14 protein-coding genes are annotated in these 18,233 nt (G+C 65.4%); 1 reads left to right on the top strand and 13 read right to left on the bottom strand.

Going from position 1 to position 18,233, the window contains the following annotated elements; translation table 11 throughout:
- Nucleotides 1-50: 50 nt before the first annotated feature.
- The 3 genes from galK to KIH81_RS01370 all read right to left on the bottom strand — a co-directional run bounded on the left by galK (nt 51) and on the right by KIH81_RS01370 (nt 3,454).
- Nucleotides 51-1,301, bottom strand: a complete 1,251-nt coding sequence (gene galK / locus KIH81_RS01380; protein ID WP_214303750.1) for a galactokinase — start codon at nt 1,299-1,301, stop codon at nt 51-53.
- A 93-nt stretch (nt 1,302-1,394) separates the two neighbouring features.
- Nucleotides 1,395-2,645, bottom strand: coding sequence for a galactose-1-phosphate uridylyltransferase (gene galT / locus KIH81_RS01375; protein WP_109057889.1), 1,251 nt, complete (start codon nt 2,643-2,645; stop codon nt 1,395-1,397).
- A gap of 5 nt (nt 2,646-2,650) precedes the next feature.
- A complete protein-coding gene (locus KIH81_RS01370; protein ID WP_033891309.1) occupies nt 2,651-3,454 on the bottom strand; it encodes a DeoR/GlpR family DNA-binding transcription regulator in 804 nt (267 codons plus the stop codon).
- Between the two features lie 242 nt (nt 3,455-3,696).
- Here KIH81_RS01370 and KIH81_RS01365 point away from each other — a divergent pair, with 242 nt between their 5' ends.
- Entirely contained in the window at nt 3,697-4,845 is a 1,149-nt protein-coding gene (locus KIH81_RS01365) for a quinone-dependent dihydroorotate dehydrogenase (RefSeq protein ID WP_214303749.1), read from the top strand.
- Between the two features lie 132 nt (nt 4,846-4,977).
- Here KIH81_RS01365 and KIH81_RS01360 read toward each other — a convergent pair whose 3' ends face one another.
- The 10 genes from KIH81_RS01360 to KIH81_RS01315 form a co-directional block, all read right to left on the bottom strand.
- A complete protein-coding gene (locus KIH81_RS01360) occupies nt 4,978-6,315 on the bottom strand; it encodes an NADH:flavin oxidoreductase/NADH oxidase (RefSeq protein WP_214303748.1) in 1,338 nt (445 codons plus the stop codon).
- Between the two features lie 153 nt (nt 6,316-6,468).
- Nucleotides 6,469-8,850, bottom strand: coding sequence for a transglycosylase domain-containing protein (locus KIH81_RS01355; protein ID WP_214303747.1), 2,382 nt, complete (start codon nt 8,848-8,850; stop codon nt 6,469-6,471).
- Nucleotides 8,851-8,970: 120 nt separating this feature from the next.
- Complete coding sequence (locus KIH81_RS01350) at nt 8,971-9,690, bottom strand: Crp/Fnr family transcriptional regulator (protein ID WP_214303746.1); 720 nt, start codon at nt 9,688-9,690, stop codon at nt 8,971-8,973.
- Between the two features lie 68 nt (nt 9,691-9,758).
- Nucleotides 9,759-10,892, bottom strand: a complete 1,134-nt coding sequence (locus KIH81_RS01345; RefSeq protein WP_214303745.1) for a lipoate--protein ligase family protein — start codon at nt 10,890-10,892, stop codon at nt 9,759-9,761.
- Between the two features lie 180 nt (nt 10,893-11,072).
- Nucleotides 11,073-12,104: a 3-isopropylmalate dehydrogenase gene (locus KIH81_RS01340; RefSeq protein WP_109057893.1), complete on the bottom strand. Its 1,032-nt coding sequence runs from the start codon at nt 12,102-12,104 to the stop codon at nt 11,073-11,075.
- Between the two features lie 103 nt (nt 12,105-12,207).
- Nucleotides 12,208-14,718, bottom strand: coding sequence for a S9 family peptidase (locus KIH81_RS01335; RefSeq protein ID WP_420829110.1), 2,511 nt, complete (start codon nt 14,716-14,718; stop codon nt 12,208-12,210).
- Nucleotides 14,719-14,755: 37 nt separating this feature from the next.
- On the bottom strand, nt 14,756-16,153 hold the full coding sequence (locus KIH81_RS01330; protein WP_214303743.1) for an App1 family protein: 1,398 nt from the start codon (nt 16,151-16,153) through the stop codon (nt 14,756-14,758).
- Nucleotides 16,154-16,248: 95 nt separating this feature from the next.
- Entirely contained in the window at nt 16,249-16,653 is a 405-nt protein-coding gene (gene gcvH, locus KIH81_RS01325) for a glycine cleavage system protein GcvH (protein WP_420829109.1), read from the bottom strand.
- 52 nt (nt 16,654-16,705) lie between these two features.
- Complete coding sequence (nudC, locus tag KIH81_RS01320) at nt 16,706-17,797, bottom strand: NAD(+) diphosphatase (RefSeq protein WP_420829113.1); 1,092 nt, start codon at nt 17,795-17,797, stop codon at nt 16,706-16,708.
- Nucleotides 17,798-18,152: 355 nt separating this feature from the next.
- A partial coding sequence (locus KIH81_RS01315) for an IS3 family transposase (RefSeq protein WP_214303740.1) occupies nt 18,153-18,233 on the bottom strand: 81 nt, incomplete at its 5' end.

Below are 18,233 nucleotides of genomic sequence, written 5' to 3'. Positions count from 1 at the left end.
CCTATCGGCTCGTCCTCGGCCGCGGCTAGTCACAGTCCACTGGACTGTGACTACGCCTCGCGCGACGCGCTCGGCGCCGCCACGGCAGCAAGCGCCCTCGGCGCGTGGAAGCCGCGCTTTTCGAATTCGTCGGCGATGGCCTGGGCGACCTCGTGGCTGCGACCCTTGTCGACCAGGGCGATGATGGAGCCGCCGAAGCCGCCGCCGGTCATGCGGGCGCCGTAGGCGCCGTTGTGGCGGGCCACGTCCACGGCCACGTCGAGCTCGGGCACGGTGACCTCGTAGTCGGCGGCCAGGGAATCGTGGGAGGCGTTGAACAGACGGCCCGCGGCCTCGATGTCGCCGTTGGCGAAGGCGTGCACGAAGGAGCGCACGCGCTCGATCTCGGTGACCACGTGGCGCACGCGCTTCTTCATGGTCTCGTCCGGCAGGGCGTCCAGCGTCTCCTTGAGGGCCTGGAACGGGTCGTCGGCCTTGGCGATGCCGTCGGCGGTGACGCGCAGGTTGGCCACGCCAAGGATCTTGGCGGCCTCCTCGCAGGTGGCGCGGCGCTGGGCGTACTGGCCGTCGTTGAGCTGGTGCGGGGCCTGGGTGTCCACCACGAGCAGTTCGAGGCCGTACTTGTCCAGGTCGAACTCCTGCTGGGAGACGTTCTCCAGCGGGGTGAGCTCCGGGCGGCAGTCGAGCAGCAGCGCGTGTCCGGCGGTGCAGCGCATGGATGCGTTCTGGTCGAGGCCGCCGGTGGATGCGCCGGCCATCTCGTTCTCGGACTTGATGGCGGCGTTGATTAGGGTCACGCGGCCGGCGTCGGAATCGCCGTAGCCCAGACCGTACACGTCATCGAGGGCCAGCGCGGTGGAGCAGGTCATGGCGGCGGAGGAGCTCAGGCCGCTTCCCAGCGGCACGCAGGAGACGAACGCGGCGTCGAAGCCCTGGACCTTGCTGAAACCGGCCTCGCGCAGCGCCCAGGCCACGCCGGTCGGGTAGGCGGACCAGCCGTCCACGCCGCGGGCCTGGAGCCCTTCGAGATCGGCTTCGGCCACCTTGTCCGGAGCCACGTCGGAGACCACGCGCACCTTGGTGTCCTCGCGCGGGGAGAGGGCGATGAACGTGCGGTGCGGCAGAGCGATCGGCAGGCACAGGCCGGCGTTGTAGTCGGTGTGCTCGCCGATGAGGTTCACACGGCCCGGAGCGGCCCACACGCCCTCCGGCTTGGAGCCGTACGTCTTGGAGAACAGGGCCTCGGCCTGCTCCACGCCGGCTTCATGGGAGATCGGTTCGATGAATTCAACAGCAGTCATTGGTGTTTTTCTTTCTATACGTGTTCATATATCGAGGCTCCTCTTCCTGAAGGAAGCCGCCCGCAAACGGGCTGAGGGAGCCTCGATAGTGCATCAGTCGGCGATGTCGATGTCGCCGAGCTCGTGGAAACGCTTGGCGATGAGCTCCGGCGTGGTGTCGGAGATCCAGGCGGCCATGCCGGACTCGGAACCAGCCAGGTACTTGATCTTGTTGGCGGCGCGGCGGAAGGAGAAGAACTGCAGGTTGAGGCGGTAGTTCTCACGGCGCTTGTCGTGGATCGGAGCCTGGTGCCAGGCGGCGATGTACGGCAGGTCCATGCCCTTGCCGTCGCCCTTGTCGAAAAAGGCGTTGCCGCGCTTGAGCAGGTGCGAGTACATGGAGGCCAGATCCCAGCGCTCGTCGTCGTTGAGCTCGTCGAGGGTGAGCACGTCGCGCACCGGGGCCACATGGACCTCGAGGGGCCAGCGGGCGGCGGCCGGCACGTAGGCGACCCAGCTGTGGTTGCGCATCACGATGCGTTCGCCGGCTTCGAGCTCGGCGTTCATGATGTCCTTGAGGAGGTTGCCGCCGGTCTTCTCGTGGTAGGCCTCGGTGTGCTGGAGTTCCTTCTCCATCTTCGGGGCGATGAACGGGTAGCAGTAGACCTGGCCGTGCGGGTGGGCGAGGGAGACGCCGATCTCCTGGCCGTGGTTCTCGAACGGGAAGATCTGCTCGATGCCCTCCATCTTGGAGATCTCGGCGGTACGGAAGGCCCAAGCCTCCACCACCGTGCGCAGGCGGGAGACCGGCAGGTCGGCCGGCAGGCCGTGCTCGTTCGGGTCGAAGCAGATGACCTCACAGCGGCCGGCGGCGAGCTTCTTCTCCCACAGCGGGTTGCCGTCCACGTAGGTCACATCCTCGGAGACGCCGGGCACGCGCACCATCGACGGGAAGCGGTTCTCGAACACCACGACGTTGTAATCGGTGTCCGGCACCTCGCCGTCCTGGTACGGGTCGCCGGGCTTGCGGGCGGCCAGCGGGTTGCCCTTGGCGGTGGCGCCGGGGCCGGCGGTGATCGGGCGGTTCATACGGGCGGTCGCCATCGGAATCCAGTCGCCGGTGAGCGGATCACGACGCATCTGCGGGGCGGCGTACGGCACTTCGTTGCCGTCGGCGTCCAGGTGCGGGGCGAAACGGTAGGCCAGCGGGCGCGGATCCTTGAGCTCGCGGGTCTTGGCGCCGGAGACGTACTCCGGATCGTCGTCCAGGTAGAAGAAATCACGGCCGTCGGCGAGCGTCGTCGGCGTGATGCGGATGTGCTTCTTCGCGTACTCCCCAGGGGTGTAGTTGGCGAAATCAGCCATGGGTGTCACTCACTTTCCTCATTGGTCTCGCTCTGGTGGGCCAGCACGAGTTCCTTGACCAAATCCTTTGTTTTGGCGGCGGAGTCGGGATCGAGACCGTCGTCGGTGATGACCGTGTCCACCTGATCGAAGCGCGCGAACAGGGACAACGACGTGCAGCTCCACTTGGTGTGGTCGGTCAAAACTATGGTGCGATCGGCGATGTCCATCATCGCCATATCGGTTGCGGCCTCCAGCGAGTTCGGCATGAGGAAGCCGCGGGGAATCGACACCGAGTGGGTGCCGAGGAATACGGTGTTCACGCGCAGGGAGGCCACCACCTTGTCGGCGATGGGGCCCACGAGCGAGTTGGATCGGGTGATCACGCCGCCGGTGACGATCACCTCGACGTCCTTGGATTCGAGCGCCTGCACCAGTTCGGCCACGGGGATTGAATTGGTCAGGATCGTGATGCCGCTGGACTGCTGCGATTCGAGCAGATGCTGGGCGAACACGTACGCCGTGGTGCCGCCGCCGATGGCGATCACGTCGCCGGGGGCCACGTACTTGACGGCCTCCTGCGCGATGGCATCCTTGAGCCCGATGTCCATTTGGGACTTGACGGAGAAGAGCGGCTCGCTCAACAAGGTGCTGGTGGTCACGGCACCGCCATGGACACGCTTGAGCAGACCCTTGTCCGCCAGCTCGGCGATGTCACGACGGATGGTCATCGCTGACACACCCAGCTCCTTCGAGAGCGCGGTGATGCGTACGGCACCGCGCGTACGCAGCCTGCTCAGGATCAGGTGCTGACGTTGTGACGAAATCATACGAACATTATCGCACACAAAAACTCACAAAACAAACCGGCCTGAGCGTTTTGAGGACAAAATCCTGAAATTCTTGTACTTTTCCGCGTCGAATCACGGCACGTTCCCCCGAAATCGCGCAAAATCGCACATTTCTCGGGGCATCAGGACATCGGACCGCACAAACCGGCAGCCCGATACCGATTCCGCGGCGCATGGCCCAGGTCCGTCCGGCATGCGAAACCCGTGAGACAATAGGAGTCATGACCTACGTTTCGCAAAGCTTCTGGCATGATGCCGTCAACAAAGCCACCACCGACCTCTTCACCTTCGGCTATAAGCACATCATCAAGCCGAACTTCGTGTTCAATCATCGCCCGGACGAGGCGCACGACCAGATGATCGCCTTCTGCTCCGCGGTCAAGCACATGCCGCCGCTGCTGTGGGCCGAGCGCACGATGCTCGACTACACGGATCCGATTCTGGAGACGCAGGTGATGGGCGTGGACTTCAGCAACCCGTTCGGCCTGTCCGCCGGCCTCGACAAGAACTGCGAGATGCCCGTGCTGCTGGACAACGCCGGCTTCGGCTTCGAAACCGTGGGTTCCACCACCGCCCGCCCATGTCCCGGCAACGCCAAGCCGTGGTTCCACCGTCTGCCCGAATACGATTCGATGATGGTGCATGTGGGACTGGCCAACATCGGCTCGGACAAGGTCATCGAGCGCGCGGAGAAGGCCTGGACGCAGGCCCGCCAGATGCAGGTGTCCGTCTCCATCGCCCGCACCAACGACGCGCTGTGCGGCGATCTGGACGAGGGCCTCGAGGATTACTGCATCTCGATGCGCCGGGCCGCCGGCCGCACGGCGATGGTGGAGGTGAACGTCTCCTGCCCGAACACGCACGTGGGCGAGCCGTTCACGTCCTCCCCCGAGGCGCTCGACCGCCTGTTCACCGCACTGGACAGGATCGACCGCCCCCAGCCCACGCTGGTCAAGATGCCGTTGAACAAGCCGTGGCCGGAGTTCAAGGAGCTGCTGGACGTGCTGGCCGAGCACAATGTGCAGGGCGTCTCGCTGGCCAACCTGCAGAAGGACCGCACCGGTCTCGAGATTCCGCGCGACTGGGAGGGAGGCCTCTCCGGCGGCCCGTGCGCCGTGGCCAGCACCGAGCTGGTGCGCAACGTGTACCGCGACTACGGTGACCGTTTCGCCATCGCCGGCATCGGCGGCGTCTTCACGCCGGAGCAGGCCTATGCCAAGATCCGCGCCGGCGCGAGCCTGGTCATGTTCATCAGCTCGCTGATGTATCGCGGCCCGCAGCAGATCACCGTACTGAAGCGCGGACTGGCCGAACTGCTGCGCCGCGACGGCTTCGAGCACGTCGCCGACGCCGTCGGCGTGGATGCGTGACGCCGTTCGTGCCTGACTCCCCTCTTGAGGGCCGAACCGTAAAACGGACAGTCCAGTGGACTGTCCGTAGGTGAGGTGAGCGGCTGCGCCGCGAAGGCTCCCCTCTCTGAGGGGAGCCAAAATCACAAGGAATCAGTACGCGCCACGCACGTACTGCGGGGCGTACGGGGCCTCGGCCGTGGGCACGCCGAGCTTGCTGGCGGCACGCAACGGCCAGGACGGGTCGCGCAACGCCGCGCGGCCGATTTCCACGGCATCCGCCTGTCCGCGCGCGAGAATCTTGGCGGCCTGCTTGGGCTTGGTGATGAGCCCGACCGCGGTCACCGGCACATCGGCCTTGAGCCGCACCTGCTCCGAGAACGGCACCTGATAGTCGGGCTTGACCGGGATGGACACGCCGGACACCATGCCGCCGGTGGACACGTCCACCAGATCGACGCCATGCTCCTTGAGTACCTTGCTCAGCGCGATCGTCTGGTCGAGATCCCATCCGCCCGCAGCCCAGTCGGTGGCCGAGACACGCACCAATACCGGCATCTCCTGCGGCACCGTACCGCGCACGGCATCCACCACTTCCACCAGGAAGCGCGAACGTCCGTTCAGATCGCCGCCGTATTCATCTTCACGTTCGTTGATGAGCGGGTCAAGGAACTGGGAAATCAGGTAGCCATGCGCCGCATGGATCTCGATGGCCTGGAAGCCCGCCGCCACCGCACGACCGGCGGCCGCGGCGAACGCCCCCACCAGACCGTGAATCTCGTCCACGGACAATGCGCGCGGCGTATTCAATCCGCCAAAGGAGATCGGCGAGGGTGCCACGGTGGGCCAGCCACCGGCCTCTTCGGGTACGCTCTGGCCTTCATACCCCACGGCGAAGCAACCGGTCGACGCCTTGCGGCCGGCATGGTTGAGCTGGACGGCGGGCACGGCACCGGCCTCGCGGATGCCGTCCACGATCCAGCGCCAGGCATCGATCTGGCCGTCCTCCCACAGGCCCACGTCGCACGGGGAGATGCGTCCCTCCGGCGCCACGGCGGTGGCCTCGGCGATGATCATGCCGAATCCGCCGAATGCGCGGGAGACATAATGCTGATAGTGGAACGGCGTGGGGCGGCCGTCGCGCGCGAACGCGGAATACGTGCACATCGGCGGCAGCCAGATGCGGTTGCGCACGGTCAGGCCACGCAGCGTCATCGGCGTGAACAGTCCGGGACGGTTCTTCTTGGCGTTCTTGTCTTCCTTGGCCACGGCCTTGCCTTTCTTCCTGCCGGACTTGGAGTCCGGGCCTTCCGCCGGCTTGCGCTTGCCGGATTTGGTTTTCGCTGAAGACTGCGGCGTTCCCCCATCCGCCGAATTCTTGCCGGACTTCGCCGAAGCGGCTTCGGTGACCGCTTTCAACTCCGGCAGGTCGAACCCCCGGAAATCGAAATTCTCGTGCTTGAGATCGTCGTGCTGTTCGGTGTCGTTCATCGCTCCCCTTCGTTGGTCGGCCGTCCCCGGCGGCCTGTTGACAGGACTGACCATATAGTCCCTAGATATTGTAGAACGGGCGCCGTCTGAAAGACGAACGCCCGTTAACTACGTAATTTTTTCACCGCCGAACCGGCAGGCCGTCAGCGTCACTCACTGGCCGCTGTTGGTCTGGCCGCCGTTGTTCTGGCTCTGATCCTGGTTCTGGCCGTTGTTCTCGGTGCCCGGCGTGGTGTTGGTGGTGCCACCGTTGTTGGTCTGGTTCTGCTGGCCGTTCGTGGTGGTCTGCCCCTGGCCGTTGTTGGTGGTCGTGCCGTTCTGGCTGTTGTTGTTGGTGGTGGACTGCGGCACGCTGTATTCACGGCCGCCGATGCCGTAGTACTTGCCGGAAGTGGTGTACTTGGATACCGGCGTGCCATAGTCGTTGTCTATCGGCAGCTGCTTCTTGTCCGCATAGGCGTTGAGGAAGTTGCGCACGGCCGGGGCCGGGATCATCGAACCATCCCAGACGCTTTCGTACACACCGTTGATGGTCATGTTGGCGATGCGGTTGGCGTACGGGTTCTGCGCATCACCGGCCACAGCGAACGTGGCGATCTGGTTCGGGATGAACGAGCCGGCGGAAATCGCCAAATCGTCGCTCGTACCGGTCTTACCGAACGACTTGCGGCCGTTGTTGAGCTGGAACGCGAAACCGGCACCGTCCGACCTGACCACGCCCTGGTTCAGCGTGTAGGCCAGAGTCTGGATGATGTCCTTGTCCACCGCCTGATGGCAGTTGGCGGACGGCACCTTGAGGTCCTTGCCGTCCTTGTCCGTGACCTTCTTCAGGGCGATCGGGTTGCACTGCACGCCGTTGGAGGCGTACACGGCGAAGATGCTGGCCATGGTCAGCGGGGAGACATTGACCGAGCCGATCATCATGGACGGGGTGTACTGGGCGGTCTTGTCGATGGTCTCGCCGGTGGCGGCATCGTGGTAGCCCACCTCGGTGGCCGTGTCCGCCACCTTGCAGAGCTTCAGGATGGTGCCCATCGAGGCCTGCGTGGTGTTATGGGAGCGGACCAGACCGAGGAACGGGCTTTCGGGGTTCACCGTACCGGAGCCCAAAGCGTTCTGCACGCTCCAGGAATCCGCGCCGCCGGTGTAGTTGCTGCAGGCGAAGTCCGTGGTCGGATAGAGCGTCGTGGTCTGGAGGTTGTCGTTGATGGAATGGCCGGCCTCCATCCATGCGATGAGGTTGATCGGCTTCCAGGACGAACCGATGGTCCAACCGGAGCCGCCGCCGTCCGCCAGATCGACCGCGAAGTTCTGTCCGGACTTGGTCGGATCGCTGTCCGCGGCGGAGGTGGCGTCATAGTAACGGTTGAGACCGAAGCCCAGCACTTCGCCGGTGCCCGGTTTGACCGAGGCCATGGCGATTTCCATACCGCTGGAATCGTTGGCGGGGATGGCGTTGCGCGCGGCCTCCATCATCTGCGCGTTGGCGTCCACGTCCAGCGTGGTCACGATCTTCAGGCCGCCCTCCTGGAGCAGCTTGTTGCGCTCGGCGCGCGTCTTGCCGAATTCCTTGGAGTTCTGGATGCGGTGCACCACGAAGTCGCAGAAGAAGGCGTAGTCGCCGGCGTCCTGGCAGCCCACGTTCACGGTCTGCGGGTTGAGGGTGTCCTTGAGCGGGGTCTTCACGGCCTCGTCGTACTGCTTCTGGGTGATGTACTGCTCCTGAAGCATGAGCTTGAGCACGATGTTGCGCTGATTCTGGCTCTCCTCGAGATTCGCCTCGATGAGCGGGTCGTACTTGTTCGGGTTCTTGGTGATGGCTGCGATGGTGGCGGACTGCACCACGTTGAGGTCCGCGGCGGACACGCCGAAGTAACGCTGGGCGGCGGTCTCCACGCCGTACGTGTTGACGCCGAACTGGGCGATGTTGAGGTAGCCCTGCAGAATCTCCGGCTTGGTGTACTTCTTCTCCATCTGCACCGAGATGAGCATCTCACGCACCTTGCGGGCGATGGTGTCCTCGGTGGCATGGTACTGGGCGATGGAGTCGTCGTCCTCGATGGCCTGCATGAGCAGCACGTTTTTGACGTACTGCTGGGTCAGCGAGGAACCACCCTGCTGATCGGCCTTGAGCAGATAGGTCTGCACGAAGGCGCGCATCACGCCCTGCACGTCGATGCCGGCATGGGTCCAGAATCGACGGTCCTCACGCGCCACCACGGCCTGCTGCATGGTCTTGGAGATCTTGCTCAGCGGCACCACGATGCGGTTCTGGTTGTAGAACGTGCCAATCACGGTCTTGGCGTCGCGCGCGTACATGGTGGACTTCTGGGGCAGGCTGGTCACGTCGAAGTCCAGGTTCTCCACCTTCAGCGAGGGGATCACGGCCTTGGCTGCGTTGTTGGCGGCGAACACGCCCGGCACGAGCAGCACGCTGGCCACAACACCGCCGGAGACGGCGAGCATGATGTAGGCCAGCAGGAGAACAAGCACACGATGGACTGTGAGGGACTTCTTTTTGGGCATGCGGCCCATTCTAAAGGTGCCGCCCTACCAACCCGTGTTCCACTTCGGCCTTACGGACATATCATCACAAGAACCGCACCAGCATAGGATTCGCTGAATATTCGCCGAATGCCGCTCTTGACCCCGCGACTATCGCCGCGAGCGCCGAATCAGCATGCCCGGCTGGAAGATGATGATGGACCGGCCGTCACGCGCGATCCATCCACGGTTCGAGAAGTCCATGAGCGCCTTGTTCACCGTCTCGCGGCTGGAGCCCACCAGCTGGGCCAGCTCCTCCTGCGTCAGGTCGTGCGGCACTTTCAGCCCCTGCTCCACCGGCTCGCCGAACCGGGACCCCAGGTTGAGCAGCGTCTTGGCAAGGCGCGCGGGCACGTCCATGAACACCAGGTCGGAGATGCGTTCATTGTTGGCGCGCTGACGGTTGGCCATGACCTGCAGCATGTCGATGGCCACGCGCGGATGCTCGTCCAGCCACGCGAACAGGGCGTCATGCTCCAGCCAGACCACGCGCGTGCCATGGCTCATGGCCACGGCGGAGGCGGTGCGCGGCCCACCATGCGGGTCGAACACGGGGATCTCGCCCAGCACCTCGCCGGGCGCATGGATGGACAGCAGCTGCACGCGGTCGTCCGAGGAGGTGCGGATCAGCTTGACGCGCCCCTGCTCCAGCAGGTACATGCGGTGGTCGGTATCGCCTTCGGAGAAAATGTAGTCGCCCTTGTCATACACCGCGCGCTTGAGGTGCGGCAGCAGCTCCTCGGCCTCGGTGGGGGAAACCTGCTTGAACAACGCCGTGTGCAGAAGGATGTTCTCCTCGTCGGCAAAAGCGTTCGGCGTATCCAAGCTCATCGCACCATCCTTGCCTTATCGTTGGGCCGTCGTCGGCTGTCCGTCATATTGTAACGCGCCCGCCCGGTCTACCGGTCCACCGTATCCATCCGCTCCCCGAACCACGCCAGCAGGTGGTCGATGATCGCCTCGCGGCTCAGACCGGTCTGGCTTTTCATCGGGTCCACGCGCTTGACGGCCGACTTGACCGCCTTGTCGGACAGTTTCTCGCGGCTGGTGTTGAGCACCTGCCCCATCGTTTCGGCGTCGATGTCGTACGCCATCGTCACGTGGTGCAGCACCGAGCCCGGCCCCGCGTGGGTGCCGTCCGGGAACCGCCGTTGCGCGGCACCGCCGATCTTGCCGTATTGCGAGGCGATGTCGTTGAGTCCCGCGAACCGTACGTCCAGGCCCAGTCCGCGCAACGATTCGACCAGCCACCAGTCGCACAGCCGGTACGATTCCTCGATGCTCACGCCCGCCACGAAATCAAGCGGCGCGTACAGGGAGTAGGTGATGGTGTTGCCCGGTTCGATGAACATCGCGCCGCCGCCGGTGCATCGACGCACCACGTCGAATCCCAATCGTTCGGCCACGTCCAGGTTGACCTCGTCCGGAGCCGACTGGAATTTGCCGATCACCACGGCCGGCCCGGCCCATTCCCAGATGCGCAGGGTGGGCTGTCGTTTGCCCGCGGCGACCTCGCGCGCCCATGTTTCGTCGATCGCCATCTGTTCGGCAGGCATGCGGGGAACGTCATGGATGACGGCGAGGTCCCGCTTCAGCGATTCCCATCGCGCCTGGTATCCGGCGTCATCCCCGACGAATCGGGATGTGCCGTCCGGCGACGGCCGGCGGGGGGCGTTGGTGTTCAGGGGGGTGGCCGATCGGGCTGCAAGACCGGGGCCTCCCGACTGACGAAGTACGGGTTCGGCCTTCCCCTCCCCCATCGCCCTTGCGTATGCGGTTTCGATGGCGGCGGCATCGGTGCCGACCAACCGGACTTCGGGGTGGGCCTCAAGCGCGGCCTGCACCGGTTGGCCTGACTTCAGCGCCTCTTCGATGTCGTGCAGCAGTGTCCGGGAGGCAGCGTCCGAGGGTGATTCCACGAAGAAATCGCCGTCCAGCCGGCAGGATTCGACGGTGCCGTCGGCCGCAAGCGTCACGGTCACGGCCGCGAGCTTGCCGCCCGGCGTCTTGCATTCCCCGCGTTTGGTCGTCATGAATTGAGCCATAGCCACCCACCATAATGCAATGGCGTCTTTCTGTCGCAGAACTACCCCTCAGTCCGCTTCGCGGCCAGCTCCCCTGACAAGGGGAGCCAAGGAGAGTGACACCCATACGGCAATGGCCTCCACCGGGAATCCGATGGAGGCCATCATGCCATTGCGGACGCTGCAGCGTCACATGCGGTTCAGGATGTCCTGACCGACCTGGTCGGTGCTGCGGACCGTGGAGCCGAGCTCCTCGATGTCCGCCTCGACGGCCGTGTGGATCTTCTTGGCCGCGTCGTCGAAGCCAAGATGCTCGAGCAGCATGGCGGCGGAGAGGATGGCGGCGGTCGGGTTGGCCTTGTTCTGTCCGGCGATGTCCGGGGCGGAGCCGTGGATGGGCTCGAACATGGACGGGTATTCGTCGGAGGCGTTGATGCAGCCGGAGGCGGAGTAGCCCACGCCGCCCACCACGGCACCGGCCTCATCGGTGATGATGTCGCCGAAGAGGTTGTCCGTGAGGATCACGTCGAAGCGGGACGGGTCGGAGACCAGGAAGATGGTGGTCGCGTCGATGTGCAGGTAGTCGTGGGAGACCTCCGGGTACTCCTCGCCCACCTTGTCCACGATGCGCTGCCACATGTCGCCGGCGTTGACCAGCACGTTCTTCTTGTGCACCAGCGTGACGTGCTTGCGGCGCTTCATGGCCAGCTTGAAGGCGTAACGTACCACGCGCTCCACGCCGTACGCGGTGTTGATGGACACCTCGGTGGCCACCTCGTTCGGCGTGCCGCGACGGACGGCGCCGCCCGCACCGCAGTACAGGCCCTCGGTGCCCTCGCGCACCACCACGAAGTCGATGTCGCCGGGGTTGGCCAGCGGCGAGGTTACGCCCTTGTACAGCTTGGAGGGGCGCAGGTTCACGTACTGGTCCAGGTCGAAGCGGAGCTTCAGGAGCAGGCCTCGCTCCAGGATGCCGGCCTTGATGCGCGGGTCGCCCACCGCGCCGAGGAGGATCGCGTCGTTCTGCTTGATGCGCTCCTCTTCGTCCTCGGGCAGGATCGCGCCGTCGCGCAGGTAGCGCTCGGCACCCAGGTCGAAGTGCTCGTACTCGAAATCAGCCACGCCTTCAGCGGCCTTTTCCAGGGCCTTCTGCGCCCAGGGCGTGACTTCCTTGCCAATGCCGTCGCCGGGGATGACGGCGATCTTGTATGTCTTTGCCATAGCTTCTGGAGCCTAGTCGTGCATCCGTTGGACGGTCACGCCGCGCTCAGTTTATGGACACGCGGCATGACCGGCGCCAATCGGCGGACGGCGGTCCGGCCCGTCAGCGGGTCACGTGCATGACGTCCAGGCACCAGGCGTTCTCGTAGGAGACTTCCTCCCACTGCTTGTACCGTCCGGAGATGCCGCCGTGGCCGGCCTCGACCTCGATCTTGGCCACCGCGTCCACGCCGGCCGTCTGCAGACGGGCCAGCCATTTGAGCGGTTCGACGTACAGCACTCGGGTGTCGTTCATCGAGGTGGTGATGAAGATGCGCGGGAAGCCCTGGGCGTTCTCCGGGGCCTCCGGCGCGTTCTCGTACGGCGTGTACGACTTCATGTACCGGTAGACCTCCGGATCGTGCAGCGGGTCGCCCCACTCGTCCCATTCGGTCACCGTCAGCGGCAGGTCGGGGTCGAGGATGGACGTGAGGGCGTCCACGAACGGTACGTCCGCCTCGATGCCGGCGTAGCATTCGGGGGCCATGTTGGCGATCACGCCCATAAGCAGGCCGCCGGCCGAGCCGCCGTTGGCCACCGTGCGGCGCGGGTCGGCCAGATGCGCAGCCTCCAGAGCGCGGGTGGCGTCCACGAAGTCCTCGAACGAGTGCATCTTGTTGAGCCTCCTGCCCTGCTCGTACCAGGCGCGGCCCATTTCGCCGCCGCCGCGGATGTGCGGCACGGCGTACAGCACACCGCGGTCGAGCATGCTCAGGCGGGAGACCGAGAAGCCAGGGTCGGAGGAAATCTCGTACGCGCCGTAGCCGGTGATGAACATCGGCGAGTCCTGCGCGGGGAAGTCGCGGTGCCACACCAGCGAGACGGGGATGCGTTCGCCGTCGCGGGCGGTGATCCACACGCGACGTTCCATGTAGTTGCGCGGGTCGAAGTCGCCCAGCACGGTGGCGCGCTTGAGCAGCGTGTCGCAGCCGGTCACCGGGTCAATCTCGTGCAGTTCGCCGGGGCGCGTGTAGCTGGCGAAGGAGTAGCGCATGCGCGGCGCGTCGTACGAGGGGTTGCCGCCGATGCCGATGGTATAGAGACGACGGGTTTCGCCGGGCAGATGATCGTCGCTGGCACCGTCCGAGGAGGAGGTGTGATCGGTCGGGCGGGTGCCGTGCGATGCCGTATCATCCGTATCGCCCGTGCCGTCGCCGTCCTGCCACAGCGTCTCGCCGTGGTCGCCGGTCATGTCGGACCGGTCGGCGGCCACCATGTCCCAGTCATCCTCCAGCGGCGGCGGCAGCAGCTCGCGGAATCGCCAGGGGCGCCCGGCCAGGAAGTCCTCGGCGGCGTCGGTCTTCGTCATGTACGCCACGTGCGGCTGGCCGTCGGACCGGTAGCTCAGGGAGACGAAGTTGCGGTGCAGGCCGATGCCTTCGATGCCCAGGCCATGCGCGCCCTGCAGGATCGCGGGGTTGACGGGGTTGAAGTACGCCTCGGTGATGGGCCGGTCGGGTTCGCCGTGCTCGCAGCCGTACGGCGAGCCGGCGGCCACGCACACGCCTTCGCCCAGACGGTACGGCGGCTCGTGGTCGCGCATGTCGATGACGTCGATCTCGAAGTTCGGGTTGGCGGCGTTGTGGTAGACCACGGCCAGCGGGATGTCCTCGCCGTCCGCCCCCGCGCCTTCGAAGCAGGCGAAGCTCACGTCGTATTCGATGTCCGTCTGACGCGGGATGAACGCCTGGAACTCGCCTTCGGGCGTGGCCACCGGCAGCATGAGCACCTCGGTGGTGGTCTTGGAGCCGGTGCCGATCACGATGCTGCGTTCGTCGAAGCTGATGCCGACGCCCACCCAGAAGCGTTCGTCCTCCTCGCGGTACACGCACACGTCCGATTCCACGGGCGTGCCCACCTTATGCCGCCAGATGGCGAAGGGACGCCAGGAATCATCCACTCCCACCCAGAAGACCCATTTGCCGTCCGGGGTGAAAGACGCGCCGCCGATGCCCCTGAACACCTCCGGCAGTTCGACCGGCTTGCCTTCGGGCGTGTCGTGCTCAAGGTCGCGGATACGGAAGTCGTAGCGTTCGTCGCCGGCGACGTCCACCCCGTAGAGCAGCCAACGGCCGTCGTGGCTCAGGTCCATGCCGCCCAAGCGGAAGAAATCGTGTCCTTCGGCCTCCACGTTCGCGTCGAACACGATCTGCTCGCCGGGCATGGAGCCGGGCGCGCCCATCGGGTCCACGGCCGGCGGATCCCAGTCGTCCGCGCCGCGCACGGGCATGCGGCACTGCACGCCGTACTGCTTGCCCTGCTGGGTACGGGTGAAGTACCAGTAATCGTTGACGCGCGTGGGCACCGACATGTCGGTCTCCTCCACATGCGCCTTGAGTTCCTCGAACAGCGTGCGGCGGAATCCGGCCAGATGGGCCATACGCTCGTCGCAGTAGCGGTTCTGCGCGGCCACGTAGTCCTGGACCTCGGGCGATTCCTTGTCCCGCATCCATTCGTAATCGTCCTCGAATACGTCCCCGTGGAATTCGCGACGCTTGGGTTCGCGCTTGGCCACTGGCGGCATCGCGGCCGCCGCGTTCTTGCTCTGGTCAGTCATGAACGCGATTATAGGCATGAGCCATGGCATCGCCCCGCTGGGTGCCGGTCGAGCGTCAGTCCAGCGTATCCAGATGCGCCTTCAGGTACGGCAGCATGGTCTTGAGCAGGTTCGAGCCGGTGGTGCCGGTGAACACGGGCACGTCCGTGACCGGAATCGGCTGGGTGGCGGTCACGCCGGCCACCGATGCGATGCCGGTGGATTCCTTCGGGCTCAGCTGCCTGATGGCGATGGCCAGCACTCGGCCAGGGTAGCGCCGGGCGATGGTGGCGTAGGTGGTCGGGTCCTTCTGGCCGTCGTCGCCCACGAGGATGAACTTCATGTCCGGGAAGTCGGCCATGAGCTGTTCGGCGAACTCCAGTTTGTGCTGCGGGCCGGTGGGCACGAAGGTCTTGGGCCGCGGGTCGAGATCGCGCAGCAGCAGCGGGCCTTCCGGGAAGCCGTGATCGGTGATGAAGTTGCGGATGGAGCTTTCCACGTTCCAGGGCGAAGTGGACAGGTAGAAGAACGGCGCGCCGGGGAACAGGTCGGCGATGCGGGCGAACAGCACGCTCATGCCCGGCACGGATGCCTTCTTCTTGGGGTCGAGCAGCAACAGGTTGTAGGCGGCCTTCCAGAACACCGGCGCCTGTGTGATCATGATGGTGTCGTCCACGTCCGAGATGATGCCCACCTTGGCGCTGGCCGGGATGGTGTACAGGTTCGCGGCCACGGGCTTGCGGTGCTCCACGCTGTAGTAGACGCTGTGGATGCCGGGCTCCAGACGGCGGGCGGCCACCAGATCGAGGTAGCCGGCGGAATCGGAGACGGCGTACTCCACACCGTGGGCCCGCGCGGAATCCACACGGTCATAGACCTCGGAGACGCCGACCTGCACGGTGTTGAGCGGCACGCCATCGATGCTGGCCTGCACATGCGTATGCGGCGCGGCCACGGCGAGCATGCCGCGGATGCCACGGCTCAGCACGCCGGACTGCGCGTGTTCCGGCGAGTACACCGTACGGCAGATGAGTCGGGAGTAATCGCCGGTGCCGTAGCCCACGTACGGCTCGACGCGAGGGTACCAGCCGAGCCTGCGGACGACGGTGGTGGAGATGCGCGACCAGACGCCGAACGCGCCGGTCACCGTGCGACGCATCAGACGGGTGGCGAAAGGCTTGACTTCGATGCGCTCTCGCTTGGATGCGGCGTCGAAGGTGGTGACGGCCTTGCGCGCGGGGATGGGCACGGTGGGCATGTCGTCGCCGGAGGATGGGTTCGGAACCGCCTGCTTGGCGCTATCCGCATGAAGCGCGGCGGAGGCGGCGGAGGCACCCGAGGATCCGGCGGTCTGCATGTCCGCAGACACCGGATCCGGCGCGCTTCCGCCTGCGGGATCGATGTCCGATCCCGCCTGATAATGCCGTGCCAAGCGCCTTTCGGCCGCTTCAAAATCCTCGCGTGGGCTTCTCATGGTCTCCCATACTAAGCCATGGTGGTTATGAGTGGGCTAAGTTCCACCCTGAAAACTCGGCTCCCCTCCCTGAGGGAAGCACTTAGGGGACCGCCCTACTTGACGACCTTGGCGTACTCCTCGGCGGAAAGCAGGTCGGGTTCGTCATCGTCGAGTTCGATCTTCAGGATCCAGCCTTCGCCGTACGGATCGCCGTTGACCACGGACGGATCGTCCGCCACGTCATGGTTCACGTACTTCACCGTGCCTGCCACGGGGCTGATGAGCGGCTGGACCGCCTTGGAGGACTCCAGTTCCACCACTTCGTCGCCTGCCTCCACACGGGAGCCGGGTTCGGGCATGTCCACGAACACGAGCTCGCCGAGCTGGTCGGCCGCGTATTCGGTGATGCCGATGATCGCGGGGTCGACCGAACGGTCCACCCATACGTGTTCCTCGGAGTATTCGAGGTGGTCAGGGATGTCGAGGTTCAATGGCTGTTCGTTGTCATTTTCGTTCATGCACACCAGCCTAACCCAAATCAAACGCCGAAGCCACAGACGACGTGATGCCTCACAGCTCGCGGCCGAGCCACTCCTCGATCATGTAGCGCGCGATGGTGGCCTTGCCGGGGGCGACCATACGACCGGAGATGAGTTCGGCGGTGTATTCGTCGCGCGTGACCCAGCGGGCGGTCATGGTTTCCGCCCCGTCCACATGCACGTCCGTGGTGATCGCATGCGCCTTGAACGCCATCATGAGCGATGCAGGGAACGGCCACGGCTGCGAACCGAGATAGCGCACCTCGCCGAGCTTGATGCCGGTCTCCTCCATGGCCTCGCGGCGACAGGCGTGCTCGAGGTTCTCCCCCGCCTCCACGAATCCGGCGGACACGGAATACAGCTTGGAATCCTTCCAGGCCGCGTTGTGCTGCAGCAGCAGACGGTCCTGGCCGTCCACGATGGCGGTGATGACCGCCGGTTCCACGCGCGGGAACAGGATGCGGTGCCCGTCCGCCTCATTGGTGCAGCGTTGCGCCCAGCCAGCGAGCGCGGCCTGAACCGGCGCGCCGCAGGTGGGGCAGAACCGCTGGCGGGAGTGCCAGATGCTCAGGGTGATGGCACTGGTGGCCTGTCCGGCCTCGCGCGCGTTGGCGTGGGGTGCGAATCCGCGCAGATCCACCCAATCGAACCGGCCCACGGCCTGCTGAAGCAACGTGGGCTTGGGGGCTTCGTGCCCGGCGGAGGGGTCGACGGTATCGTCGAAGGCATCATCCGCGCCCTGACCGGCGGAATCGGAGACGCCGAGGGGGCTGGCGATGTGCTGTCCGGCCGTATGGGATGCGGCTGCGCGGCTTCCGGAGGACGGCAGGTTGGACTGGCCCATCGAACCGTCCACCGTGCCGGAGTCCTGCACGCCCAGCACGCCGGGCATGCCGCTGCCGCAGGAGGCCGGGTCCATGCCGCTGCCGCCATTGCCGCCGCTGCCATGACCGGTGCCGCTGGTTCCGGACGACGCGCCCGTTTCGGGCACGCGCGTGATGTCCACGGCGATGACGGATGCGCCGCGCGCGCCGCCATAGGAGCCCAGGAACATGGCCACCGCTTCCGGGTAGCGTCTCAGTTCGGAGGCGACGTATCCGCCCGGCAACGTGGCAAGCCGCATCTTGACGGATTCGTAATCCACCAGGTCGCCCTGGCCGCGCGGCACCGCGATGCGGCCGCCGCGGGTGAGCACCACTTTGGTGTTCGGATCCGCCAGCAGGTTCTCGATGAGATCCGGCTCGTCACGCCGATCCACCTGATAGTCGATGTCGCCCTGCGCCAACGGCAGGAACGGCAGCGCGCGTGTCAGCGCCAACGGTGAAAAATGAATATCGGCGGTCATTCCAAACTCCTTTTGATTCAAGCTCTGTTTTGGCTCCCCTCCCTGAGGGGAGCTGTCACCGCAGGTGACTGAGGGGAGTCCACGGATTGAACTGCGCCCTGGAAGTTGGACGTGGTTTATTAAGGGTACCTGATCAGGCTGTGAGGGACATGTTCCGGAATTCCTCCGGGGTGTGTCCCTCCAGTCGTTTCTGGCGTCGTTTGGTGTTCCAGTG

The sequence above is a fragment of the Bifidobacterium miconisargentati genome (assembly GCF_019331675.1).
GTDB lineage: Bacteria > Actinomycetota > Actinomycetes > Actinomycetales > Bifidobacteriaceae > Bifidobacterium > Bifidobacterium miconisargentati.
The sequence above is the reverse complement of the archived record's forward strand: the minus strand, read 5'-3'. Positions and strand labels throughout refer to the sequence as shown.

Coding starts and splice junctions, on each gene's coding strand:
- galK (WP_214303750.1), bottom strand. CDS start 1,301: ATGACTGCTGTTGAATTCATCGAACCGATCTCCCATGAAGCCGGCGTG.
- KIH81_RS01370 (WP_033891309.1), bottom strand. CDS start 3,454: ATGATTTCGTCACAACGTCAGCACCTGATCCTGAGCAGGCTGCGTACG.
- KIH81_RS01335 (WP_420829110.1), bottom strand. CDS start 14,718: ATGCCTATAATCGCGTTCATGACTGACCAGAGCAAGAACGCGGCGGCC.
- nudC (WP_420829113.1), bottom strand. CDS start 17,797: ATGCGGCTTGCCACGTTGCCGGGCGGATACGTCGCCTCCGAACTGAGA.
- KIH81_RS01330 (WP_214303743.1), bottom strand. CDS start 16,153: ATGAGAAGCCCACGCGAGGATTTTGAAGCGGCCGAAAGGCGCTTGGCA.
- KIH81_RS01350 (WP_214303746.1), bottom strand. CDS start 9,690: ATGAGCTTGGATACGCCGAACGCTTTTGCCGACGAGGAGAACATCCTT.
- KIH81_RS01355 (WP_214303747.1), bottom strand. CDS start 8,850: ATGGGCCGCATGCCCAAAAAGAAGTCCCTCACAGTCCATCGTGTGCTT.
- gcvH (WP_420829109.1), bottom strand. CDS start 16,653: ATGAACGAAAATGACAACGAACAGCCATTGAACCTCGACATCCCTGAC.
- KIH81_RS01340 (WP_109057893.1), bottom strand. CDS start 12,104: ATGGCAAAGACATACAAGATCGCCGTCATCCCCGGCGACGGCATTGGC.
- galT (WP_109057889.1), bottom strand. CDS start 2,645: ATGGCTGATTTCGCCAACTACACCCCTGGGGAGTACGCGAAGAAGCAC.
- KIH81_RS01360 (WP_214303748.1), bottom strand. CDS start 6,315: ATGAACGACACCGAACAGCACGACGATCTCAAGCACGAGAATTTCGAT.
- KIH81_RS01345 (WP_214303745.1), bottom strand. CDS start 10,892: ATGACGACCAAACGCGGGGAATGCAAGACGCCGGGCGGCAAGCTCGCG.
- KIH81_RS01365 (WP_214303749.1), top strand. CDS start 3,697: ATGACCTACGTTTCGCAAAGCTTCTGGCATGATGCCGTCAACAAAGCC.